The organism is Bacillus cereus group sp. BfR-BA-01350 (assembly GCF_022663775.1).
GTDB classification, from domain to species: domain Bacteria; phylum Bacillota; class Bacilli; order Bacillales; family Bacillaceae_G; genus Bacillus_A; species Bacillus_A paranthracis.
In genome coordinates this window covers 181202-198763 of sequence record NZ_JAKUGD010000009.1, presented here as the reverse complement: position 1 = coordinate 198763, position 17562 = coordinate 181202, and the positions used below count along the sequence as shown (strand labels likewise).

Here is a 17562-nt window from a genome sequence, read left to right as displayed (position 1 = left end):
TGTGAAAAATCCCGCTGATTCCTCAGCGGGATTTTTTATGCATCTTTATCCTTTTTTAATTTCCCTTTTTGCTTTGCCATTTCTCGAAGTAAATATTCGATGTGTGCATTGACGCTACGAAACTCATCATTCGCCCATTTTTCGATGACTGCGTGTAATTCAGGATCAATACGTAATGGAAAGCTTTTCTTTTTAGCCATAAGGATTTACAACCTTTTAGTATAGGCTTCCTGTATTAATAACTGGTTGCGCACCTTTGTCTGAAACGATGGCAACTAATAAGTTGTTCACCATATTTGCTTTACGCTCGTCATCGAGTTCTAGTACGCCTTCTTCATCTAACATATGGATTGAATCTTTGGCCATCTTCACAGCACCTTCAACAATCTCTTTTCTAGCAGCTAATACTGCTTTTGCTTGTTGACGTTGTAGCATTGCATGGGCAATTTCTGTTGCGTAAGCTAAATGTGTTAAACGAGTTTCTAATACTTCTACGCCAGCAATTTCAAGGCGTGCTTCTAATTCACGTTTTAATTCTTCAGAGATTTCTTCAGTGTTTCCACGTAACGTAATGCAAGTTTCATCTTGAAAATTGTCATAAGGATATTTTGTTGCAACGTGGCGGATTGCCGTTTCGCTTTGAATTTCTACAAATCGATCGTAATGTTCAACGCCGAACATTGCTTTTGCAGAATCAACAACTTTATATACGATAACAGCGGCAATTTCAATTGGGTTTCCGTCGACATCATTTACTTTTAATTTTTTACTGTTAAAGTTTTCAACACGTAACGATACAGTTTGACGGAATGCGAACGGAATCGTTAAAAATAAACCGTTTTGACGAATTGTTCCTAAATAATTACCGAAGAACGTAATAACTTTTGCTTGGTTTGGTTGAACAATACCAATACCTGTAGCAAGAACTGCGGCTAAAATAATAGTTAATGCTGCTCCTATAAAAATTTCTTGTACAAGGAAAAATACACCGATAGCGGCTAAAATTAAAATTCCAATAATCCCAAGAAAACCATTAACGTAAAATACTTGTTTTTCTTTCATATGATCGCCTCCTGATATAAAAATGATATCACTTTTATATCATTTTAAGCAAGGGGTTTACACCTAATTTTCTGAATTTTATTGATTATGTATATTTTAACACTTAAAATAAGAATGTACGTTCTGTTTCGTGGTAAAATAAAGAAGACTTAACCGCCCACTGCAGCAGCTAAGTCTCTTTGAGAGCATCTTGCATCGTGACAAATGATTCAAAGCGGTTTTGCCAGGATTATATCTTCAATCGCTGACTCAATCTCTTTGTCAGAAGCGTCATAACTTCCATTTGACTGTGGTTTGTCGTGATTGGAAGTTTGATTCACTTCTTCTTTAGTATGTCCCTTCTCAGCAAAATTCATGCTAGGCATTTTAAATGCCCCCATATTCATATATTTTCCGAATTTCCACATTTCAACAATAGGGCAGAAACGAACAATTCCCTCTGCAACTTTCATTGCACCAATCCATAGCAAAATGTTAGACCAAGTGCACCAAGGTTTGCGTACGAGTTTCGTTGCACTACAACCGAAGAGGACAAGTCCGAGTGTAATTCGAATTAGGGCATTTATTGTACCGATATTTTGCTTCATTAGAAAAACACTCCTTTTTATGAAAGTTGAAATAGATAATACTATTTCTCTTATTAGTATCCCGTTTGATTTTGGGGATATGTAATCCAACATTTGACGTGGAAAAAGATGTTGGATTGTGCGTGTGTGTAAGTAGCTTTTTTTGTTATAATGAGAGAATGCATAAAAGGAAGTTCAAAATTAAATCCTCTCGTTTGAAAAATGTGGAAGAGAGGATTCCAAACTTAATTCTCCGCTTTAAACAAATATTTAAGGTGAACTAAAAAAATCCGAATGAAAATAAACTGTTATTTTAAACAGAAATATATACAACTTGAGAAAAGAAAGGGTGTTTTCATGTACGATATTTCCGGATGGAAACATGTATTTAAGCTTGATCCGAATAAGGAGTTAAGTGACGAACATTTAGAAATGATTTGTGAGTCTGGAACAGATGCTGTTATTGTAGGCGGAAGTGATGGAGTGACAATTGATAATGTACTACACATGCTAGTTAGCATTCGTAGATATGCAGTTCCTTGTGTGTTAGAGGTTTCTGATGTAGAAGCAATTACACCAGGATTCGATTTTTATTATATCCCAAGTGTTTTAAATAGCCGAAAGGTAGAATGGGTAACAGGCGTTCATCATGAGGCTTTGAAAGAATTTGGGGATATTATGGATTGGGACGAAATTTTCATGGAAGGGTATTGTGTTTTAAATCCTGAAGCGAAGGTAGCCCAGCTTACAGATGCAAAGTGTGATGTAACAGAAGATGATGTGATTGCATACGCGCGTTTAGCAGACAAGCTATTACGTTTACCGATATTTTATTTAGAATATAGCGGTACGTATGGAGATGTTGAACTTGTTAAAAATGTGAAAGCAGAATTGAAACAAGCTAAGTTATATTATGGCGGTGGTATTTCTAATGCTGAACAAGCGAAGGAAATGGCGCAGTATGCTGATACAGTAGTTGTTGGAAATATTATTTATGATGATATAAAAGCAGCGTTAAAAACGGTTAAAGCAGTAAAAGGAGAGTAGGTGCAGGCGTATATGAGTATGACAGATAGATTATTAAATGGTTTAAATCCGCAGCAACAAAAAGCAGTACAAACAACGAACGGACCACTTCTATTAATGGCAGGCGCAGGCAGTGGTAAAACACGTGTGTTAACACATCGTATTGCGTATTTACTTGGTGAAAAAGGAGTAGCACCATGGAATGTACTAGCTATTACCTTTACAAATAAAGCGGCTCGTGAAATGCGCGAGCGTATTGATACACTTGTCGGACCAGAAGCAGAAGATATTTGGATTTCTACGTTCCACTCAATGTGTGTACGTATTTTACGACGTGATATCGATCGCATTGGTATTAATCGTAACTTTACAATTTTAGATTCAGGTGATCAGTTAACTGTAGTCAAAAAAATTATGAAAGAGCGCAATATTGATCCGAAGAAATTTGAACCGCGCTCTATTTTAGCTGGTATTAGTAATGCGAAAAATGAATTGTTATCTGCGGATAAATATGCAAAGAAAATTACAATTGCTGATCCATATGAAAAATTAACGAGCGATGTATATACAGAATATCAAAAACGTCTTTTGAAAAATAACTCACTAGACTTTGATGATTTAATTATGACGACGATTCAACTATTTGAACGTGTTCCAGAAGTACTAGAGTTTTATCAGCGTAAATTCCAGTATATTCACGTGGATGAGTATCAAGATACGAACAAAGCGCAGTACCTTCTTGTTAAACATTTAGCAGCACGTTTCAAAAATTTATGTGTTGTAGGTGACTCAGATCAGTCAATTTATCGCTGGCGTGGTGCGGACATTTCTAACATTTTGTCATTCGAAAAAGACTATGAGAACGCGCAAGTTATTCTGTTAGAACAAAATTATCGTTCGTCACAAAATATTTTAAATGCAGCGAATGCTGTTATTGAAAGAAATACGAATCGTAAACCGAAGAAATTATGGACAGATAATGAAGTTGGAAGCAAAATTTCGTATTATCGTGCTGCAACGGAAAAGGACGAAGCATACTTTGTGGCGAAAAAAATTCGCGACGATATTCAAATGGGAAAACGAAAATATACTGATTTTGCAGTGTTATATCGTACAAACGCGCAGTCTCGTATGGTCGAGGAGATTTTCCTGAAATCTAATATTCCTTACAAAATTGTCGGCGGTACGAAGTTCTACGACCGTAAAGAGATTAAAGACATTTTGGCGTATTTACGCTTAATTGGGAATCCAGATGATGAGATTAGTTTTGCGCGTATTATTAACGTGCCAAAACGCGGAATTGGTGCGACTTCTATCGACAAAATTATTAATTATGGTGTACAAAATGGAATTTCTTTAACTGCTGTATTTGATGAGATTGAGCATGTTGGAGTAAGTGCAAAGGTTACAAAGGCAGTAAAAGAATTCGCAGGTTTATTACACAATTGGGTAAATATGCAAGAGTATTTATCTGTTACAGAATTGGTAGAAGAAGTGATTGAAAAAACAGGCTATCGCGATATGTTGAAAAATGAGCGTACGTTAGAAGCGGAAGGTCGTCTAGAGAACTTAGATGAGTTTTTATCTGTTACGCAAACATTTGAATCTCAAAGCGAAGATAAGAGCCTTGTTGCATTCTTAACAGACTTAGCACTTGTTGCAGATATTGATCGTGTAGATGAAGACCCAACTGCTGGTGAGGAAGTTATTTTAATGACGATGCACTCAGCGAAAGGATTAGAATTCCCAGTTGTCTTTATTGTTGGTTTAGAGGAAGGAATATTCCCGCATACTCGTTCTCTAATGGAAGAAGATGAAATGCAAGAAGAGCGTCGTCTTGCTTATGTAGGTATTACTCGTGCAGAAGAAGAGTTGTATTTATCAAATGCACAAATGCGTACTTTATTTGGTAGAACAAGTATGAATGCCGCATCCCGATTCATTACAGAAATCCCGACAGAACTAGTAGAATCATTAAATGAAACAGCGCCGAAGCGTGAAACTTCGTTTGGTGCAAAAGGAAGAACGGCAAGTAGCAGTAAAACGACAACTACAACACGTTCCCGCTCAGCTTTCGCGCGTCCTGCAGCTAAGACGACAGGCGGCGAACAAATTGGCTGGGCAGTAGGCGATAAAGCTTCCCACCAAAAATGGGGAGTCGGTACAGTTGTAAGTGTAAAAGGTGAAGGAGATGCAAAAGAATTAGATATTGCGTTTCCAAGCCCAATTGGTGTTAAACGTTTGTTAGCAAAATTTGCACCTGTGACGAAACAATAGGAAAGGAATGAGGATATGTCAAAAGAAATAGCAAAAAAACGTATAGAAGAACTACGTGATTTGTTAAATACATTTAACTATCAATATCACGTGTTAGACAATCCTTCTGTTTCTGATGCGGAGTATGACCGTAATATGCAGGAGCTTATAAAATTAGAAGCAGAGAACCCAGAGTTTATGAGTGAAGATTCTCCCTCCGTTCGCGTTGGGGGAACGGTTCTTGATATATTTGAAAAAGTAACACACAAGTCACCGATGTTAAGTTTAGGAAATGCATTTAACGAAGGAGATTTACGTGATTTTGACCGACGAGTACGTCAAGGAATTGATGATGCGAATGTAAGATATATATGCGAATTAAAAATTGACGGACTTGCAGTTTCACTTCATTATGAAAAAGGACGCTTCATTCAAGGGGCAACACGTGGTGATGGTGTAACAGGTGAAGATATTACTCAAAATTTAAAAACGATTAAAGCAATCCCGCTTCGTTTAAATGAAGAAGTAACGTTAGAAGCACGAGGCGAAGCTTATATGCCGAAGCGTTCATTCGTTAAGTTAAATGAAGAAAAAGAGCAAAATGGTGAAGATGTATTTGCAAATCCGCGTAATGCGGCAGCAGGTTCAATCCGCCAACTGGATCCGAAAATTGCAGCGAAGCGTAACTTATCTATGTTTGTATACGGTCTTGCGAATGTAGAAGGAAAAACAATCCTATCACATAGTGAATCGCTTGATTTCTTGGGTGAACTTGGATTCAAAACAAATCCAAATCGACGCACATGTGAAACAATTGAAGAAGTTATAGCTTATGTAGAAGAATGGCAAGAAAAACGTCCGCATCTTGATTATGAGATTGACGGGATCGTTATAAAAGTAGATGATGTTGCTCTTCAAGAAAGTCTAGGCACTACAGCAAAGAGTCCAAGATGGGCAATTGCTTATAAATTCCCAGCTGAAGAAGTTGTAACAAGATTAACAGGCATTGAATTAAGTGTTGGTCGTACAGGGGTTGTAACACCGACTGCAGAGCTAGAGCCAGTGCGAGTGGCTGGTACGATCGTTCGTCGTGCTTCTTTACATAACGAAGATTTAATTCGTGAAAAAGATATTCGAATTGGTGACTACGTTGTTGTGAAGAAGGCTGGAGATATTATTCCTGAAGTTGTGAATGTTATTTTCGATAAGCGTACTGGTGAGGAAGAAGAATATCATATGCCAACGCATTGCCCAGCATGTGAGAGTGAACTAGTTCGTTTAGAAGAAGAGGTAGCACTTCGTTGTATAAATCCAACTTGTCCTGCTCAAATTCGAGAAGGGTTAATCCATTTCGTTTCAAGAAATGCAATGAATATTGATGGACTTGGAGAACGTGTCATTACACAACTCTTTGAGGCAGATTATATTCGTACATTTGCTGATTTATATTCGTTGACGAAAGAGCAATTATTACAGCTAGAACGATTTGGAGAAAAATCAGCAACGAATTTAGTACAAGCAATTGAGAATTCTAAAGAAAACTCATTAGAGCGATTATTATTCGGTCTTGGTATTCGCCATGTTGGAGCGAAAGCGGCACGTACATTTGCAGAGCATTTCGAAACGATGGATGCGCTTGTGAAGGCAACGGAAGAAGAACTAAAAGCAATTAATGAAATTGGTGAAAAAATGGCTCAATCCGTAGTAACGTATTTCGATAATGAAGACGTATTAGAGTTATTACAACAATTTAAAGAATACGGCGTGAACATGACATATAAAGGCATGAAAATTGCTGATTTACAAAACGTTGAGTCGTACTTCGCAGGAAAAACTGTCGTTTTAACAGGGAAATTAGAAGTTATGGGACGTAGTGAAGCGAAGAAGAAGATTGAGGCATTAGGTGGAAAGGTAACAGGAAGTGTTAGTAAAAGTACAGATTTAGTTGTTGCAGGTGAAGCGGCAGGTTCGAAATTAGCACAAGCGGAGAAACATAATGTCGAGGTTTGGAATGAAGAGAGGTTCTTACAAGAGCTAAATAAGTAAGAGGTGCAAACTTACCATGAAAAAAATAGCATTAGCGGTATTAAGCCTTGGCCTACTTGTAAGTGGGTGTAGTGCAGGTGCTGACAAAGATGAAAAAGTGGTTGAGAAATCGGGGAAAGCAAAAGAGCAAGCAATCGTCCCGAATTACTCTATTTCGGATGAATATTATAAGACGACTATTCCATTTGGGGGAGGGAACGCACGTGGCTTAGTTGTGCAAGGAGTAAGTAATCGTCTTGATATAGATGAATTTGAAACAGGATTAATGCGTATTGCGAAAGAATCATTTAGTACGAAAGATAATGTTTTCAAAGGCGGAAAATCCCTAACTACTCAGTATATACAGATGCTTGTTAAAAGAAAACGTACAGATGCAGAACAAAAGGAACTAGAAGATACATTAAAAAAAGATGCGGTTAAATTCCCGAACATAGGGTTAAATCCTGCATTAGGTACAGGATCCGAATCATTAGAAGTGAAAAATAAAAAAAATCCAATATATATTTCAAATATTTTAGAGCATGATTATTATGTGAACAAAGGCGAAAAAAATGAGCGTAGTGGCATTGTAGTTGGATTAGCGATGAATTCGGTTCATTATTATGAGGAAGAGCATGGGTACCCGCGTGAGGCTGCAATTTCGAATGAAAAGATGTTAGCTGAAGGGAAAAAAATGGTGCCAGAAATCTTGAAAGTTATGCATGAACAAGATCCTGAGACAAAAAACCTTCCGATAACATTTGCAATTTATCGTCAGGCTCCGAAGTCTTCGCTCGTGCCAGGTAACTTTGTTTCTTATGCGAATGTCGAAAAAGGTAGTGAAACGGTTGAGGATTGGAAACAAATTAATGAGAAATATTATTTGTTCCCATCTGAACAAGCGAAAACAGATAATAAACGTGAAGACTTGGCGAGAGTATCAAACTTCAAGGCAAAATTAAGCGATTATTTCCAAGGTGACTATACAGCTGTTATCGGTACTGGTATGTATAGAGATGATGAATTAAGAGAAATAAAGCTTGATATTCCTGTCCAGTTTAATGGGAAAGCAGAAATAATTGGCTTTACACAATATGTAGCCGGGCTTGTTATGGAATACTTCCCGAATTATATGAAAGTACAAGTAACGATTAAATCTGTAGAACGTCCAGAAGCGATTATTATACGTGAAGCGAAGCAAGATGAACCGTATGTGAAAATTTTAGATTAAGTAGAAGGGCCGTTCATTTATGGAACGGCTTTTTTTCTTGAGTAATTTTGTTATAATTTAAAATGTTATAAATAATGGGGTAAGGGGTAAAAGGCATGGATGAATTAAGTTTTCAAGTCATTATTTTATTAATTGCATTCGGTTTTTTAGCAGCTTTTATTGATTCAGTTGTTGGCGGTGGAGGATTAATTTCGCTTCCGGCACTTATGTTTGTTGGTTTACCACCAGCTTCGGCAATTGCAACGAATAAATTAGCTGCAACGATGGGGACGTTTACGAGTGCGATTTACTTTATTCGATCGGGAAAGGTTGATTTTAAAATTGTAGGAAAGTTAATCCCGTTAACTGTTATAGGAGCGGTCGCAGGTGCTTTAGTAGTAAAGTTTATCCCGCCGGATATTTTACGTCCGTTAGTGCTTGTAATGTTGGTGTTTATTGCTATTTATATTATTGCGAAAAAGGATTGGGGAAGTGTATCTACCTATAAGAAGATGACGAAAAGAAAAACATTAATATTTTTCTTTGTTATTTTAATGATAGGGTTTTACGATGGATTTTTTGGGCCAGGAACAGGATCCTTTTTAATTTTTGCATTTTTATTAATTGGTTTGGATTTTATTCAAGCGGCAGCATCTGGAAAACTTTTGAATTTTGTTAGTAATATCGTATCGTTAATCACTTTTTTATTTTTAGACGTAATTCATTTTGAATACGGTATTATTATGGGGTTATCGATGATTTTTGGCGCTTATTTTGGATCGAAGTTTGCAGTTCAAAAAGGTGTTGGATATGTAAGAACTTTATTTTTGTTAGTGACTATTTTATTGATTAGCAAAAACGTTTTGGAATATACTCATATTTTGTAGAGTTATACATTTGTATAACTCTGTTTTTTTATTATATTTTAAAAATTAATTAATTTTTAAAATATAAGTCTAGGAATATTTGAATAAATCTAAATTATCGTGTAGAATAATGTTGTAAAATGTAAACGTTTTTCTAAGGGGAGGCTAAAAATAATGGTAGTAGCATACAAACATGAGCCATTTACAGATTTTTCAGTAGAGGCTAACAAATTAGCGTTTGAAGAAGGTTTAAAGAAAGTAGAATCTTATCTTGGACAAGACTATCCATTAATTATTGGGGGAGAAAAAATCACTACAGAAGACAAAATTGTTTCTGTAAACCCTGCAAATAAAGAGGAACTTGTTGGTCGCGTTTCAAAAGCAAGCCGTGAGTTAGCTGAAAAAGCAATGCAAGTAGCGGATGAAACATTCCAAACTTGGAGAAAGTCAAAACCAGAAATGCGTGCAGACATTTTATTCCGTGCTGCAGCGATCGTTCGTCGTAGAAAACATGAATTCTCTGCTATTCTTGTAAAAGAAGCAGGTAAACCATGGAATGAGGCAGATGCTGATACAGCAGAAGCAATCGACTTTATGGAATATTATGGTCGTCAAATGTTGAAATTAAAAGACGGAATTCCAGTAGAAAGCCGTCCAATTGAATATAATCGTTTCTCTTACATTCCATTAGGAGTAGGTGTTATCATTTCTCCTTGGAATTTCCCATTCGCAATTATGGCAGGTATGACAACAGCTGCTTTAGTTTCTGGTAACACAGTATTACTAAAACCAGCTAGTACAACTCCTGTAGTAGCAGCGAAATTCATGGAAGTATTAGAAGAAGCTGGCTTACCAGCTGGCGTAGTAAACTTCGTACCAGGTAATGGTTCTGAAGTTGGTGACTACTTAGTAGATCACCCTCGTACACGTTTCATTAGCTTCACTGGATCTCGTGATGTAGGTATCCGTATTTATGAGCGCGCAGCGAAAGTAAACCCAGGCCAAATTTGGTTAAAACGCGTTATCGCTGAAATGGGCGGTAAAGATACAATCGTTGTTGATAAAGAAGCAGATCTTGAATTAGCAGCTAAATCTATCGTTGCATCAGCATTCGGATTCTCAGGACAAAAATGTTCTGCATGTTCTCGTGCAGTAATCCACGAAGATGTATACGATCACGTATTAAATCGTGCTGTTGAATTAACGAAAGAATTAAAAGTTGCTAACCCAGCTGTATTAGGTACAAACATGGGTCCTGTTAATGACCAAGCTGCATTCGATAAAGTAATGAGCTATGTTGCAATTGGTAAAGAAGAAGGTAGAATTTTAGCAGGTGGCGAAGGAGACGATTCTAAAGGCTGGTTCATCCAACCAACAATCGTTGCTGACGTTGCAGAAGATGCTCGCCTAATGAAAGAAGAAATCTTCGGACCAGTAGTAGCATTCTGTAAAGCAAAAGACTTTGACCATGCACTTGCAATTGCAAACAATACAGAATACGGTTTAACAGGAGCAGTTATCTCTAACAACCGTGATCATATTGAAAAAGCACGTGAAGACTTCCACGTAGGTAACTTATACTTCAACCGTGGATGTACTGGTGCAATCGTAGGATACCAACCATTCGGTGGCTTTAACATGTCTGGTACAGACTCTAAAGCTGGTGGTCCTGACTACTTAGCGCTTCACATGCAAGCAAAAACTACTTCTGAAACTTTATAAGAAATAGTAGAAGAGATCTTCGCAGTCTGCGAAGATCTCTTTTTTTGAAAAATTTTTTATATGTGGATTAACATAGTAATCAGTAGAAAAACTAATAAAGTAATAAGGTTTACTTCAGCAAAATGAGGTATATTTATATTTGCTGAATAGATTCTCTTTAAAGACAAGAAAAGTAGGTGAACAAAGTGGGAAAATATCAATTGGATTACAAAGGTCAGGTAGCTGTCGCGAAGTTTCATGAAAAACAGACGCCTGTCAAATTTGATAAAAAGCAGCAAATTGAAAAATTGCGTGCGGAGTATTTGAAAAAGAAACAAAAACAAACAGATAAATAATAGGAGAAATTAGTTAATTTGCATTAAAAAACACTTACCATATATTACTATTTGGTAAGTGGAACTAGCTAAAACCTATTCATATCGGGATAAACATGTAAATAGAAATAAAACAATGAGAAAAGTTGACTTATTAGTCACATTTTTTTGTATTCATTTTAAGGATTTCCTGTATAATACAATTTGAAAGAAAATCTATGGTTTGACAAGAAACACTCTTTTCGGTTTTGCTCACTGAAGAGAGTGTTTTTTTGTAGCTAAAAACTCCTCTGTACTCATTACATTTGCATATACGCCATTTAAACTAGCTAAAATTGTATTATGAATATAAACAGCTGGTATCGTAGCATTCTTAAAAGAAAGATCTTTTGTCGCACAAGCATCATGTATAACAGTACATTGCAAGCCGAAATCAAAGGCAGCCCTTACGGTAGCATCAATACACATATGAGTCATCATCCCGCATATGACGAGGTGCTCAATCTTTAAACGTTGTAATTGCTCTAGAAGATCGGTTTCGCGAAAACTATTTGGATAATGTTTGAGTATAACGGTTTCTTCTTTAAGTGGGCGTACGCTTTCATGAATATGTACACCTTCTGTATTGGGTAGGAAAAAAGTAGCGTCCTCTTTTATTGCTACATGTTGGATATGAAAAATGGGTTCGTTTTTCTTTCTAAAGAGCTGTAGTAGCTGACTAGCATATGCGCTTGCTTCTGCTGGATTACGCAATTCCATCTTTCCATGTGGAAAATAATCATTTTGAATATCAACGAGTAAAAGAGCTGTTTTCATATATTTATCTTCCTCCGATTTCATATTCAAATAATGGTATTCAATTAGTAGAGAAGATTATCCTTTTAAAAAATATGCAAGAGGAGAAGTTTACATAACTTTAAAGGTTACTATTTTCTATTAAAATTTTCATCTGAAAATTTTAATAAAGAAATAATTAATATTTTTCTAAAAAATGTATTGACTCTTATTATTCTGAGTTCTATAATGAGAATTAATTAAACGACAATTAAATCGATACATTCTTATCCAGAGAGGTGGAGGGACTGGCCCTACGATACCTCAGCAACGGGTTTTTTAATACCGTGCTAACTCCAGCAAGCCTATAAGGGCTTGGAAGATGAGAAGATGTGAACGAGTACATATAAGTGCTCTCCTTCTTATCTTTATGTTTGATAAGAAGGAGAGCACTTTTTATTTTACCTCGAGAGCTCTACTTCAAGTTTTTACAGCATATAGGAGGGGAAAAAATGATTTCTTTTAATAATGTAAGTAAAGTATATGAATCAGGTGGGCAATCTGTTCATGCGGTGGAGGATGTAACGTTATCAGTTGAGAAAGGCGAAATTTTTGGCATTATCGGTTTTAGTGGCGCTGGAAAGAGTACATTATTACGCCTAGTAAACATGTTAGAGAGACCAACGGCAGGAACGATTTCAATAGATGATAAAGAGATTACATCATTATCGACGAAAGAATTACGGAAGCTAAGACAAAGAATCGGGATGATTTTTCAAAGCTTTAATTTATTTAATTCAAGAACAGTGTTTGGGAATATTGCTTATCCATTAAGGTTAGCAAAAGTACCAAAGAATGAGATAAAAGAAAGAGTAAATGAATTGCTGAAGTTTGTAGGGTTAGAAGATAAGGCAAACAATTACCCAGAGCAGCTATCAGGCGGACAAAAGCAGCGTGTAGGTATTGCTAGAGCACTTGCAACATCACCAGATATTCTTATATGTGATGAGGCAACATCAGCTTTAGATCCAGAAACAACGACAGAAATTCTAAACTTATTAAAGAAAGTAAATCGAGAATACAATTTAACAATTCTTCTTATTACACATGAAATGCATGTCGTGAAAGAAATTTGTCACCGTGTAGCTGTAATGGAAAAAGGAAAAGTTATTGAAGAAGGAAAACTGTTTGATGTTTTCACACAACCGAAAACAAAGACGACTCAAAACTTTGTACGTTCTGTTATTAATGATCATTTACCGGAAAGTGTTTTAGCGAAAATTCAAAATGGTGGTCAGATTTATCGCCTAACATTTACTGGTGAGGAAACAGGACAGCCGGTACTATCATATATCGCAAAAAACTATAATGTGGATGTAAATGTACTGTACGGAAATATTATTGAACTTCAAAATGTGCTATTTGGAAATCTTCTTGTAGAATTGCAAGGTGAACAGAGGGAAATTCAAAAAGCATTACAACATCTAAGACTGCAAGTGCAGCTGAAGGAGGTAGAAGCTCATGCGAGTTGATTGGAGTATATTTTGGCCGCGCATACTAGATGCGACGGGGGATACCCTCTTAATGGTAATTGTAACCCTTATATTCGCTACAATTCTTGGTATACCTCTAGGTTTACTTTTATATGTAACGAGAAAAGGAAACTTTTTAGAAAATAAATGGGTCTTTTCTATTCTTAATATCATCATTAATACAATTCGTCCGATTCCATTCATTATCTTCTTAGTAGCTTTAAGCCCGTTAACAAGAAGTGTTATCGGAACGACAATTGGAACAGCAGCAGCAATTTTTCCAATGACGTTAGTTGCATCAATTGGTATCGCTAGAATGGTTGAAACAAATCTTGTTTCTGTTCCGAAAGGGGTAATTGAAGCAGCGCAAGCGATGGGTGCTTCACCAATTAGAATTGTTTTTGAAATCCTTGTACCAGAAGCGTTAGCACCATTAATTTTAGGTGTTACATTTATGACAGTTGGTTTAATTGAATTTTCTGCAGTTGCTGGGCTTGTCGGTGGTGGCGGTCTTGGTGATTTAGCAATGACATATGGTTATCAACGTTTTGATACATCAGTTATGTTCGTAACGGTCGTTTTACTTATCATTCTTGTACAGTTAGCTCAAAACTTAGGAAACTACTTTGCGAAAGTCTTTTTACGCAGATCATAAAAAGGAAGAGGGGGAAAAGAGAATGAAGAAGATTTTAGCATTTGCATTATCAGCAATTGTAGGAATTTCGGCGTTAAGTGGCTGCTCGGATGCAGGAACAAAAGAGAAAACAGTTCGCATTGGTGTAACTGGAACGGATGGAAACACTTGGGAAATTGTAAAGGAAAAAGCTGAAAAAGAAGGAATTAAAGTTAAACTGGTTGAGTTCTCTGATTACACAACGCCAAATAAAGCGTTAGCTGATGGAGATATTGAATTAAATTCATTCCAGCATATTGCATTCTTAGAGCAATTTAAAAAGGAGCATAAGCTAGATATTACAGCTGTTGGTACAACGCAAATTGCACCAATGGGTTTATACTCTGAAAAACATAAGAAAGCAAATGAAATTCCAGATGGTTCAGAAATTGCGATTCCAAATGATCCAACGAACCAAGCACGTGCATTAAAACTTCTTGATGCAGCTGGGTTATTAAAGCTTAAAAAAGACTTTGGTCTATTTGGAGATCCAAGCGGCATTGCTGAAAATCCGAAGAAGTTAAAAATTACACCGGTTATCGCACAGCAAACACCTCGTGTATTAAAAGATGTAGCAGCTTCAGTTATTAATAACGGTGTTGCTGGTCAAGCTGGATTAGATCCAGCGAAGGATCCAATTTTCTTAGAAGATCCAAAGAATGAAAATGCGAAGCCATATATTAATATTTTCGCAGCTCGTACGAAAGATAAAGATGATCCAACACTGAAAAAAGTAATTGAATTATATCATTCAAAAGAAGTAACAGATGCAATTAAGAAAGAAACAAATGATGGTTCAATTTCAGTAGATCTTTCACTTGATGAGCTTGAAAAAATCGTAAAATAATGATTGGGTTTAATGGACTAACAGAAGGAACCCCTCCGCTGTTAGTTCGTTCAACATATAATCTACTTAACAAACAAAACAAACCCTAATTCTGTACCTTCCAATTCTGTATAACATAGAATCCAATGTTTGTTAAGTAGAGTAATGGACCAGGAGTTTTCCTGGTCTTTTTTATGAATGAAAGTAGCTAGCGAATAGTAAGGTAATCCAAATTATAATAGGATAAGAAAATAAGCTGAAAGCGAGTGTAATTAAGAATTTATTTTTATGAATTAAGTGTTTTTGGGATGAAAAAAAGAAAATAGAAAAGATAACAATGAAAACTGCAGATATTACGCCAGGATTATAGGAGCGATAAATAAAAAACAAAATAATATGTTGAACAGAGTTGAAGAAGATAGCCCCTTGGATAAAAATAATCCAGTATATAGAAGACAAGAAATCCAGTTGATATAGAAAGACGATAACTAAGACAAAGAGAGTTAATACAGAAATCGCAATGAAAAAGTGTTGGCTAGTTATAAAAGTAATCGAAAATTGATTAGCAAGATATTGTGGCATTTCGAAAGATTCTTCAAGGTTATGAATGAAAAATAAAAAGAGAATTAGCCAGATTGTAAGAGGAGTAAAGTGTCTTACAGAAAATGTTTTTATCAATTTACATCAGCTCCAATAAAGGGGTAGAAAGCCTATAGGAAAAGGCCTTCTACAAGGATATAATTATTCAATTACAATACTTTTTAAATTGCTATTATGTTGTGGTTGTTCGGTAGCATAAGAAGATAGCTCCTCTTGTAAAATATTTAGTATTTGCTTAGCTGATTGCTGGATTGGAGCAGGTAACTCTTCTAATATATGCATACCAACTTTTATTTTTGTACGGATTACCTTCCTTAGTAGTTCTTCATGCATGCACGACACCTCCAAACCGAATGTTTAGTACGTCCTCTTCAAACTTAGCTCCTTGAATAGAAAGGTGCGTTAATGTTTTTGGTAATGTGATGTTCCGTTTAACAGAACCTGCGCGAATGATAAGCTCATCACCTTTTTGATTTAATGTGAGCTCACTTTTATTTGAGAAGGGAATGGACAGAACGAAAATATATTCATCGCCATCTTTTTTTACATATTGTGTGCGGCCGTTAAATTTTACTTCAGTAGGACAATAATCTTTTTTAAATAAAGCATCTCCTACACGTTCTAACATAGGTAAACCAATAACTTCTTGTTCAAACATTGGAGCTTCGTAAATAGGAAGTGGATCAAAACTATCTTGAATTAATGTTTTATATTTCTTTTGGGTATCTTTCCATGCTTGAAAATAAGGATCGGTGACAGTGTTAGGAATGACACGATTGATCATAATGGCATCTACGTTATAATCGTATAGATTTAAATACGTAAAGCTGCGCTGTGCTTCTTTAATGACCATTTTTTCGGGATTTACAACGATGCGGATACTCGTTACGTCTCGGTTTGATAAAATATCTCTCATTTCTCCGAGCTGTTCAAGTGTATTTGTTAATTCGTCCATAATATCATCGGTTGGAAGGGGGACACCAAGAAGTGGTTGAGCTACAGGGCGAACAACTTTTAAAACTTTTCTTTTAATAGGAAAGAGTTTTTCCATCCACCAGCCGAGCATATCTGGAAAGCTGAGCATTGCTAATGTTTCTCCTGTTGGAGCACAATCAATGATAATAACGTCATATGTGTTTTGTTTATAATAATCGAGCACGCGAAGTAAGCTAATTAAATCTTCCATACCAGGAAACATCGTTAACTCTTCTGTTGTAATATCATCGGCTGCTTTGGAAGTGAAGAGTAGTGTAATATATTTCTGTAATTTTCCCCAGCCTTTTTCCATCTCATAAATCGTATTAATTTCTTGTGCCCACAAATTTTTACGAACTTCTAATGGCTCAGAAGATAGCTTTATACCAAATGAATCTCCTAAACTATGAGCAGGATCTGTGCTCATTACTAAAGTTTTTAATCCTTGTTTCGCACTTTGAATTGCTGTTGCTGCTGAAATGCTAGTTTTTCCTACGCCGCCTTTACCTGTATATAAGATAATTCTCATCATTCATATCCCCTTTGTTTCGGATGTCGAATATTACGAGTGTCGAAATATTTTTTTTGAATAAAAACCCTATTAGGGTTTTTATTCAATCGAAATGTTTTTCATTTTAGGTGTAGAAACTTTTTCTTCTGTTTTTTGCTGTGACGTAGCGATGTGATTCATAATCTTTTGGAAGATTTGTAGTAAGAATGCTTTTTCTTCTTCTGATAATGCTTCTGTTACTAAGCTAAAGTAATGGGCTGCATTTTGCTTTACTTCTTGAACGAGTATTACGCCGTTTTCTGTTAAACGAATTAATACAATACGTCGGTCGTTTTCATCACGATATCGTTCAATATATCCTTTTTTTACAAGACGATTTACAACACCTGTCGTTGTACTCATTGGTATATCAAGAAGATCAGCAATTTTCGTCATTGTAATATCTGTATTTCGTTCCATCCAAAGTAAACAAAATACTTCTGTTTTAGAAAGTGTTAAATCTAGGCTTACCCATTCTTCAGGATAGAAAAGTTTCTTGGCGTTATCTAGCAGTAAGTCTAAAAAATGTTCATATTGCAACAATTAATTCCACTCCCGTATATTTCGAGGTTCGTAATATTTATT

General features: G+C 36.0%; 18 protein-coding genes and 1 riboswitch. Of the genes, 10 read left to right on the top strand and 8 right to left on the bottom strand.

Going from position 1 to position 17562, the window contains the following annotated elements:
* Positions 1-35: 35 nt before the first annotated feature.
* From MR147_RS19640 to MR147_RS19630, 3 genes are all read right to left on the bottom strand, one after another.
* Positions 36-200, bottom strand: a complete 165-nt coding sequence (locus tag MR147_RS19640; RefSeq protein WP_001085171.1) for a type II toxin-antitoxin system antitoxin — start codon at positions 198-200, stop codon at positions 36-38.
* Positions 201-216: 16 nt separating this feature from the next.
* Positions 217-1062, bottom strand: a complete 846-nt coding sequence (locus tag MR147_RS19635; protein ID WP_000660683.1) for an SPFH domain-containing protein — start codon at positions 1060-1062, stop codon at positions 217-219.
* 209 nt (positions 1063-1271) lie between these two features.
* Positions 1272-1649, bottom strand: a complete 378-nt coding sequence (locus tag MR147_RS19630) for a YgaP family membrane protein (protein ID WP_087951955.1) — start codon at positions 1647-1649, stop codon at positions 1272-1274.
* Positions 1650-1985: 336 nt separating this feature from the next.
* Here MR147_RS19630 and pcrB point away from each other — a divergent pair, with 336 nt between their 5' ends.
* The 7 genes from pcrB to MR147_RS19595 all read left to right on the top strand — a co-directional run bounded on the left by pcrB (position 1986) and on the right by MR147_RS19595 (position 11068).
* Positions 1986-2675 (top strand): heptaprenylglyceryl phosphate synthase, encoded by a 690-nt coding sequence (pcrB, locus tag MR147_RS19625; RefSeq protein ID WP_000272090.1) that lies wholly within the window; start codon positions 1986-1988, stop codon positions 2673-2675.
* Positions 2676-2687: 12 nt separating this feature from the next.
* Complete coding sequence (gene pcrA / locus MR147_RS19620; RefSeq protein WP_001979861.1) at positions 2688-4931, top strand: DNA helicase PcrA; 2244 nt, start codon at positions 2688-2690, stop codon at positions 4929-4931.
* Positions 4932-4946: 15 nt separating this feature from the next.
* Positions 4947-6956, top strand: coding sequence for an NAD-dependent DNA ligase LigA (gene ligA / locus MR147_RS19615; RefSeq protein ID WP_242304652.1), 2010 nt, complete (start codon positions 4947-4949; stop codon positions 6954-6956).
* A 16-nt stretch (positions 6957-6972) separates the two neighbouring features.
* Complete coding sequence (locus tag MR147_RS19610; protein ID WP_242304651.1) at positions 6973-8166, top strand: CamS family sex pheromone protein; 1194 nt, start codon at positions 6973-6975, stop codon at positions 8164-8166.
* 95 nt (positions 8167-8261) lie between these two features.
* Positions 8262-9032 carry a TSUP family transporter gene (locus MR147_RS19605; RefSeq protein WP_000343966.1) on the top strand — a complete coding sequence of 257 codons (771 nt, stop codon included), beginning with the start codon at positions 8262-8264 and terminating at the stop codon, positions 9030-9032.
* Positions 9033-9185: 153 nt separating this feature from the next.
* Positions 9186-10733, top strand: a complete 1548-nt coding sequence (gene pruA, locus MR147_RS19600) for an L-glutamate gamma-semialdehyde dehydrogenase (RefSeq protein WP_000259549.1) — start codon at positions 9186-9188, stop codon at positions 10731-10733.
* A 185-nt stretch (positions 10734-10918) separates the two neighbouring features.
* Positions 10919-11068, top strand: a complete 150-nt coding sequence (locus MR147_RS19595; RefSeq protein WP_000521648.1) for a hypothetical protein — start codon at positions 10919-10921, stop codon at positions 11066-11068.
* 231 nt (positions 11069-11299) lie between these two features.
* Here the strand turns inward: MR147_RS19595 and MR147_RS19590 are convergent, their stop codons facing one another.
* Complete coding sequence (locus MR147_RS19590) at positions 11300-11863, bottom strand: cysteine hydrolase family protein (RefSeq protein ID WP_098946707.1); 564 nt, start codon at positions 11861-11863, stop codon at positions 11300-11302.
* Between the two features lie 242 nt (positions 11864-12105).
* Positions 12106-12210, top strand: a riboswitch (SAM riboswitch).
* 123 nt (positions 12211-12333) lie between these two features.
* On the opposite strand from MR147_RS19590, the gene MR147_RS19585 reads away from it, so the two are divergent.
* Genes MR147_RS19585 through MR147_RS19575 form a run of 3 tightly spaced genes read left to right on the top strand, consistent with a single transcriptional unit; the run spans position 12334 to position 14873 of the window.
* A complete protein-coding gene (locus MR147_RS19585) occupies positions 12334-13353 on the top strand; it encodes a methionine ABC transporter ATP-binding protein (protein WP_000622989.1) in 1020 nt (339 codons plus the stop codon).
* The gene (locus MR147_RS19580) at positions 13343-14008 is read left to right on the top strand and encodes a methionine ABC transporter permease (protein ID WP_001261859.1); all 666 of its coding nucleotides are present in this window, start codon (positions 13343-13345) and stop codon (positions 14006-14008) included. Before MR147_RS19585 ends, MR147_RS19580 begins: the two co-directional genes overlap by 11 nt.
* 22 nt (positions 14009-14030) lie before the next feature.
* Entirely contained in the window at positions 14031-14873 is an 843-nt protein-coding gene (locus MR147_RS19575) for a MetQ/NlpA family ABC transporter substrate-binding protein (RefSeq protein ID WP_242304650.1), read from the top strand.
* A 171-nt stretch (positions 14874-15044) separates the two neighbouring features.
* Here the strand turns inward: MR147_RS19575 and MR147_RS19570 are convergent, their stop codons facing one another.
* The 4 genes from MR147_RS19570 to MR147_RS19555 form a co-directional block, all read right to left on the bottom strand.
* Positions 15045-15530, bottom strand: a complete 486-nt coding sequence (locus tag MR147_RS19570; protein WP_074607761.1) for an HXXEE domain-containing protein — start codon at positions 15528-15530, stop codon at positions 15045-15047.
* A 63-nt stretch (positions 15531-15593) separates the two neighbouring features.
* On the bottom strand, positions 15594-15785 hold the full coding sequence (locus MR147_RS19565) for a DUF3926 domain-containing protein (protein ID WP_074607763.1): 192 nt from the start codon (positions 15783-15785) through the stop codon (positions 15594-15596).
* Positions 15778-16959 carry an ArsA family ATPase gene (locus MR147_RS19560; protein WP_074607764.1) on the bottom strand — a complete coding sequence of 394 codons (1182 nt, stop codon included), beginning with the start codon at positions 16957-16959 and terminating at the stop codon, positions 15778-15780. Before MR147_RS19560 ends, MR147_RS19565 begins: the two co-directional genes overlap by 8 nt.
* 78 nt (positions 16960-17037) lie before the next feature.
* The gene (locus tag MR147_RS19555) at positions 17038-17520 is read right to left on the bottom strand and encodes a MarR family winged helix-turn-helix transcriptional regulator (protein WP_074607766.1); all 483 of its coding nucleotides are present in this window, start codon (positions 17518-17520) and stop codon (positions 17038-17040) included.
* Positions 17521-17562 lie beyond the last annotated feature (42 nt).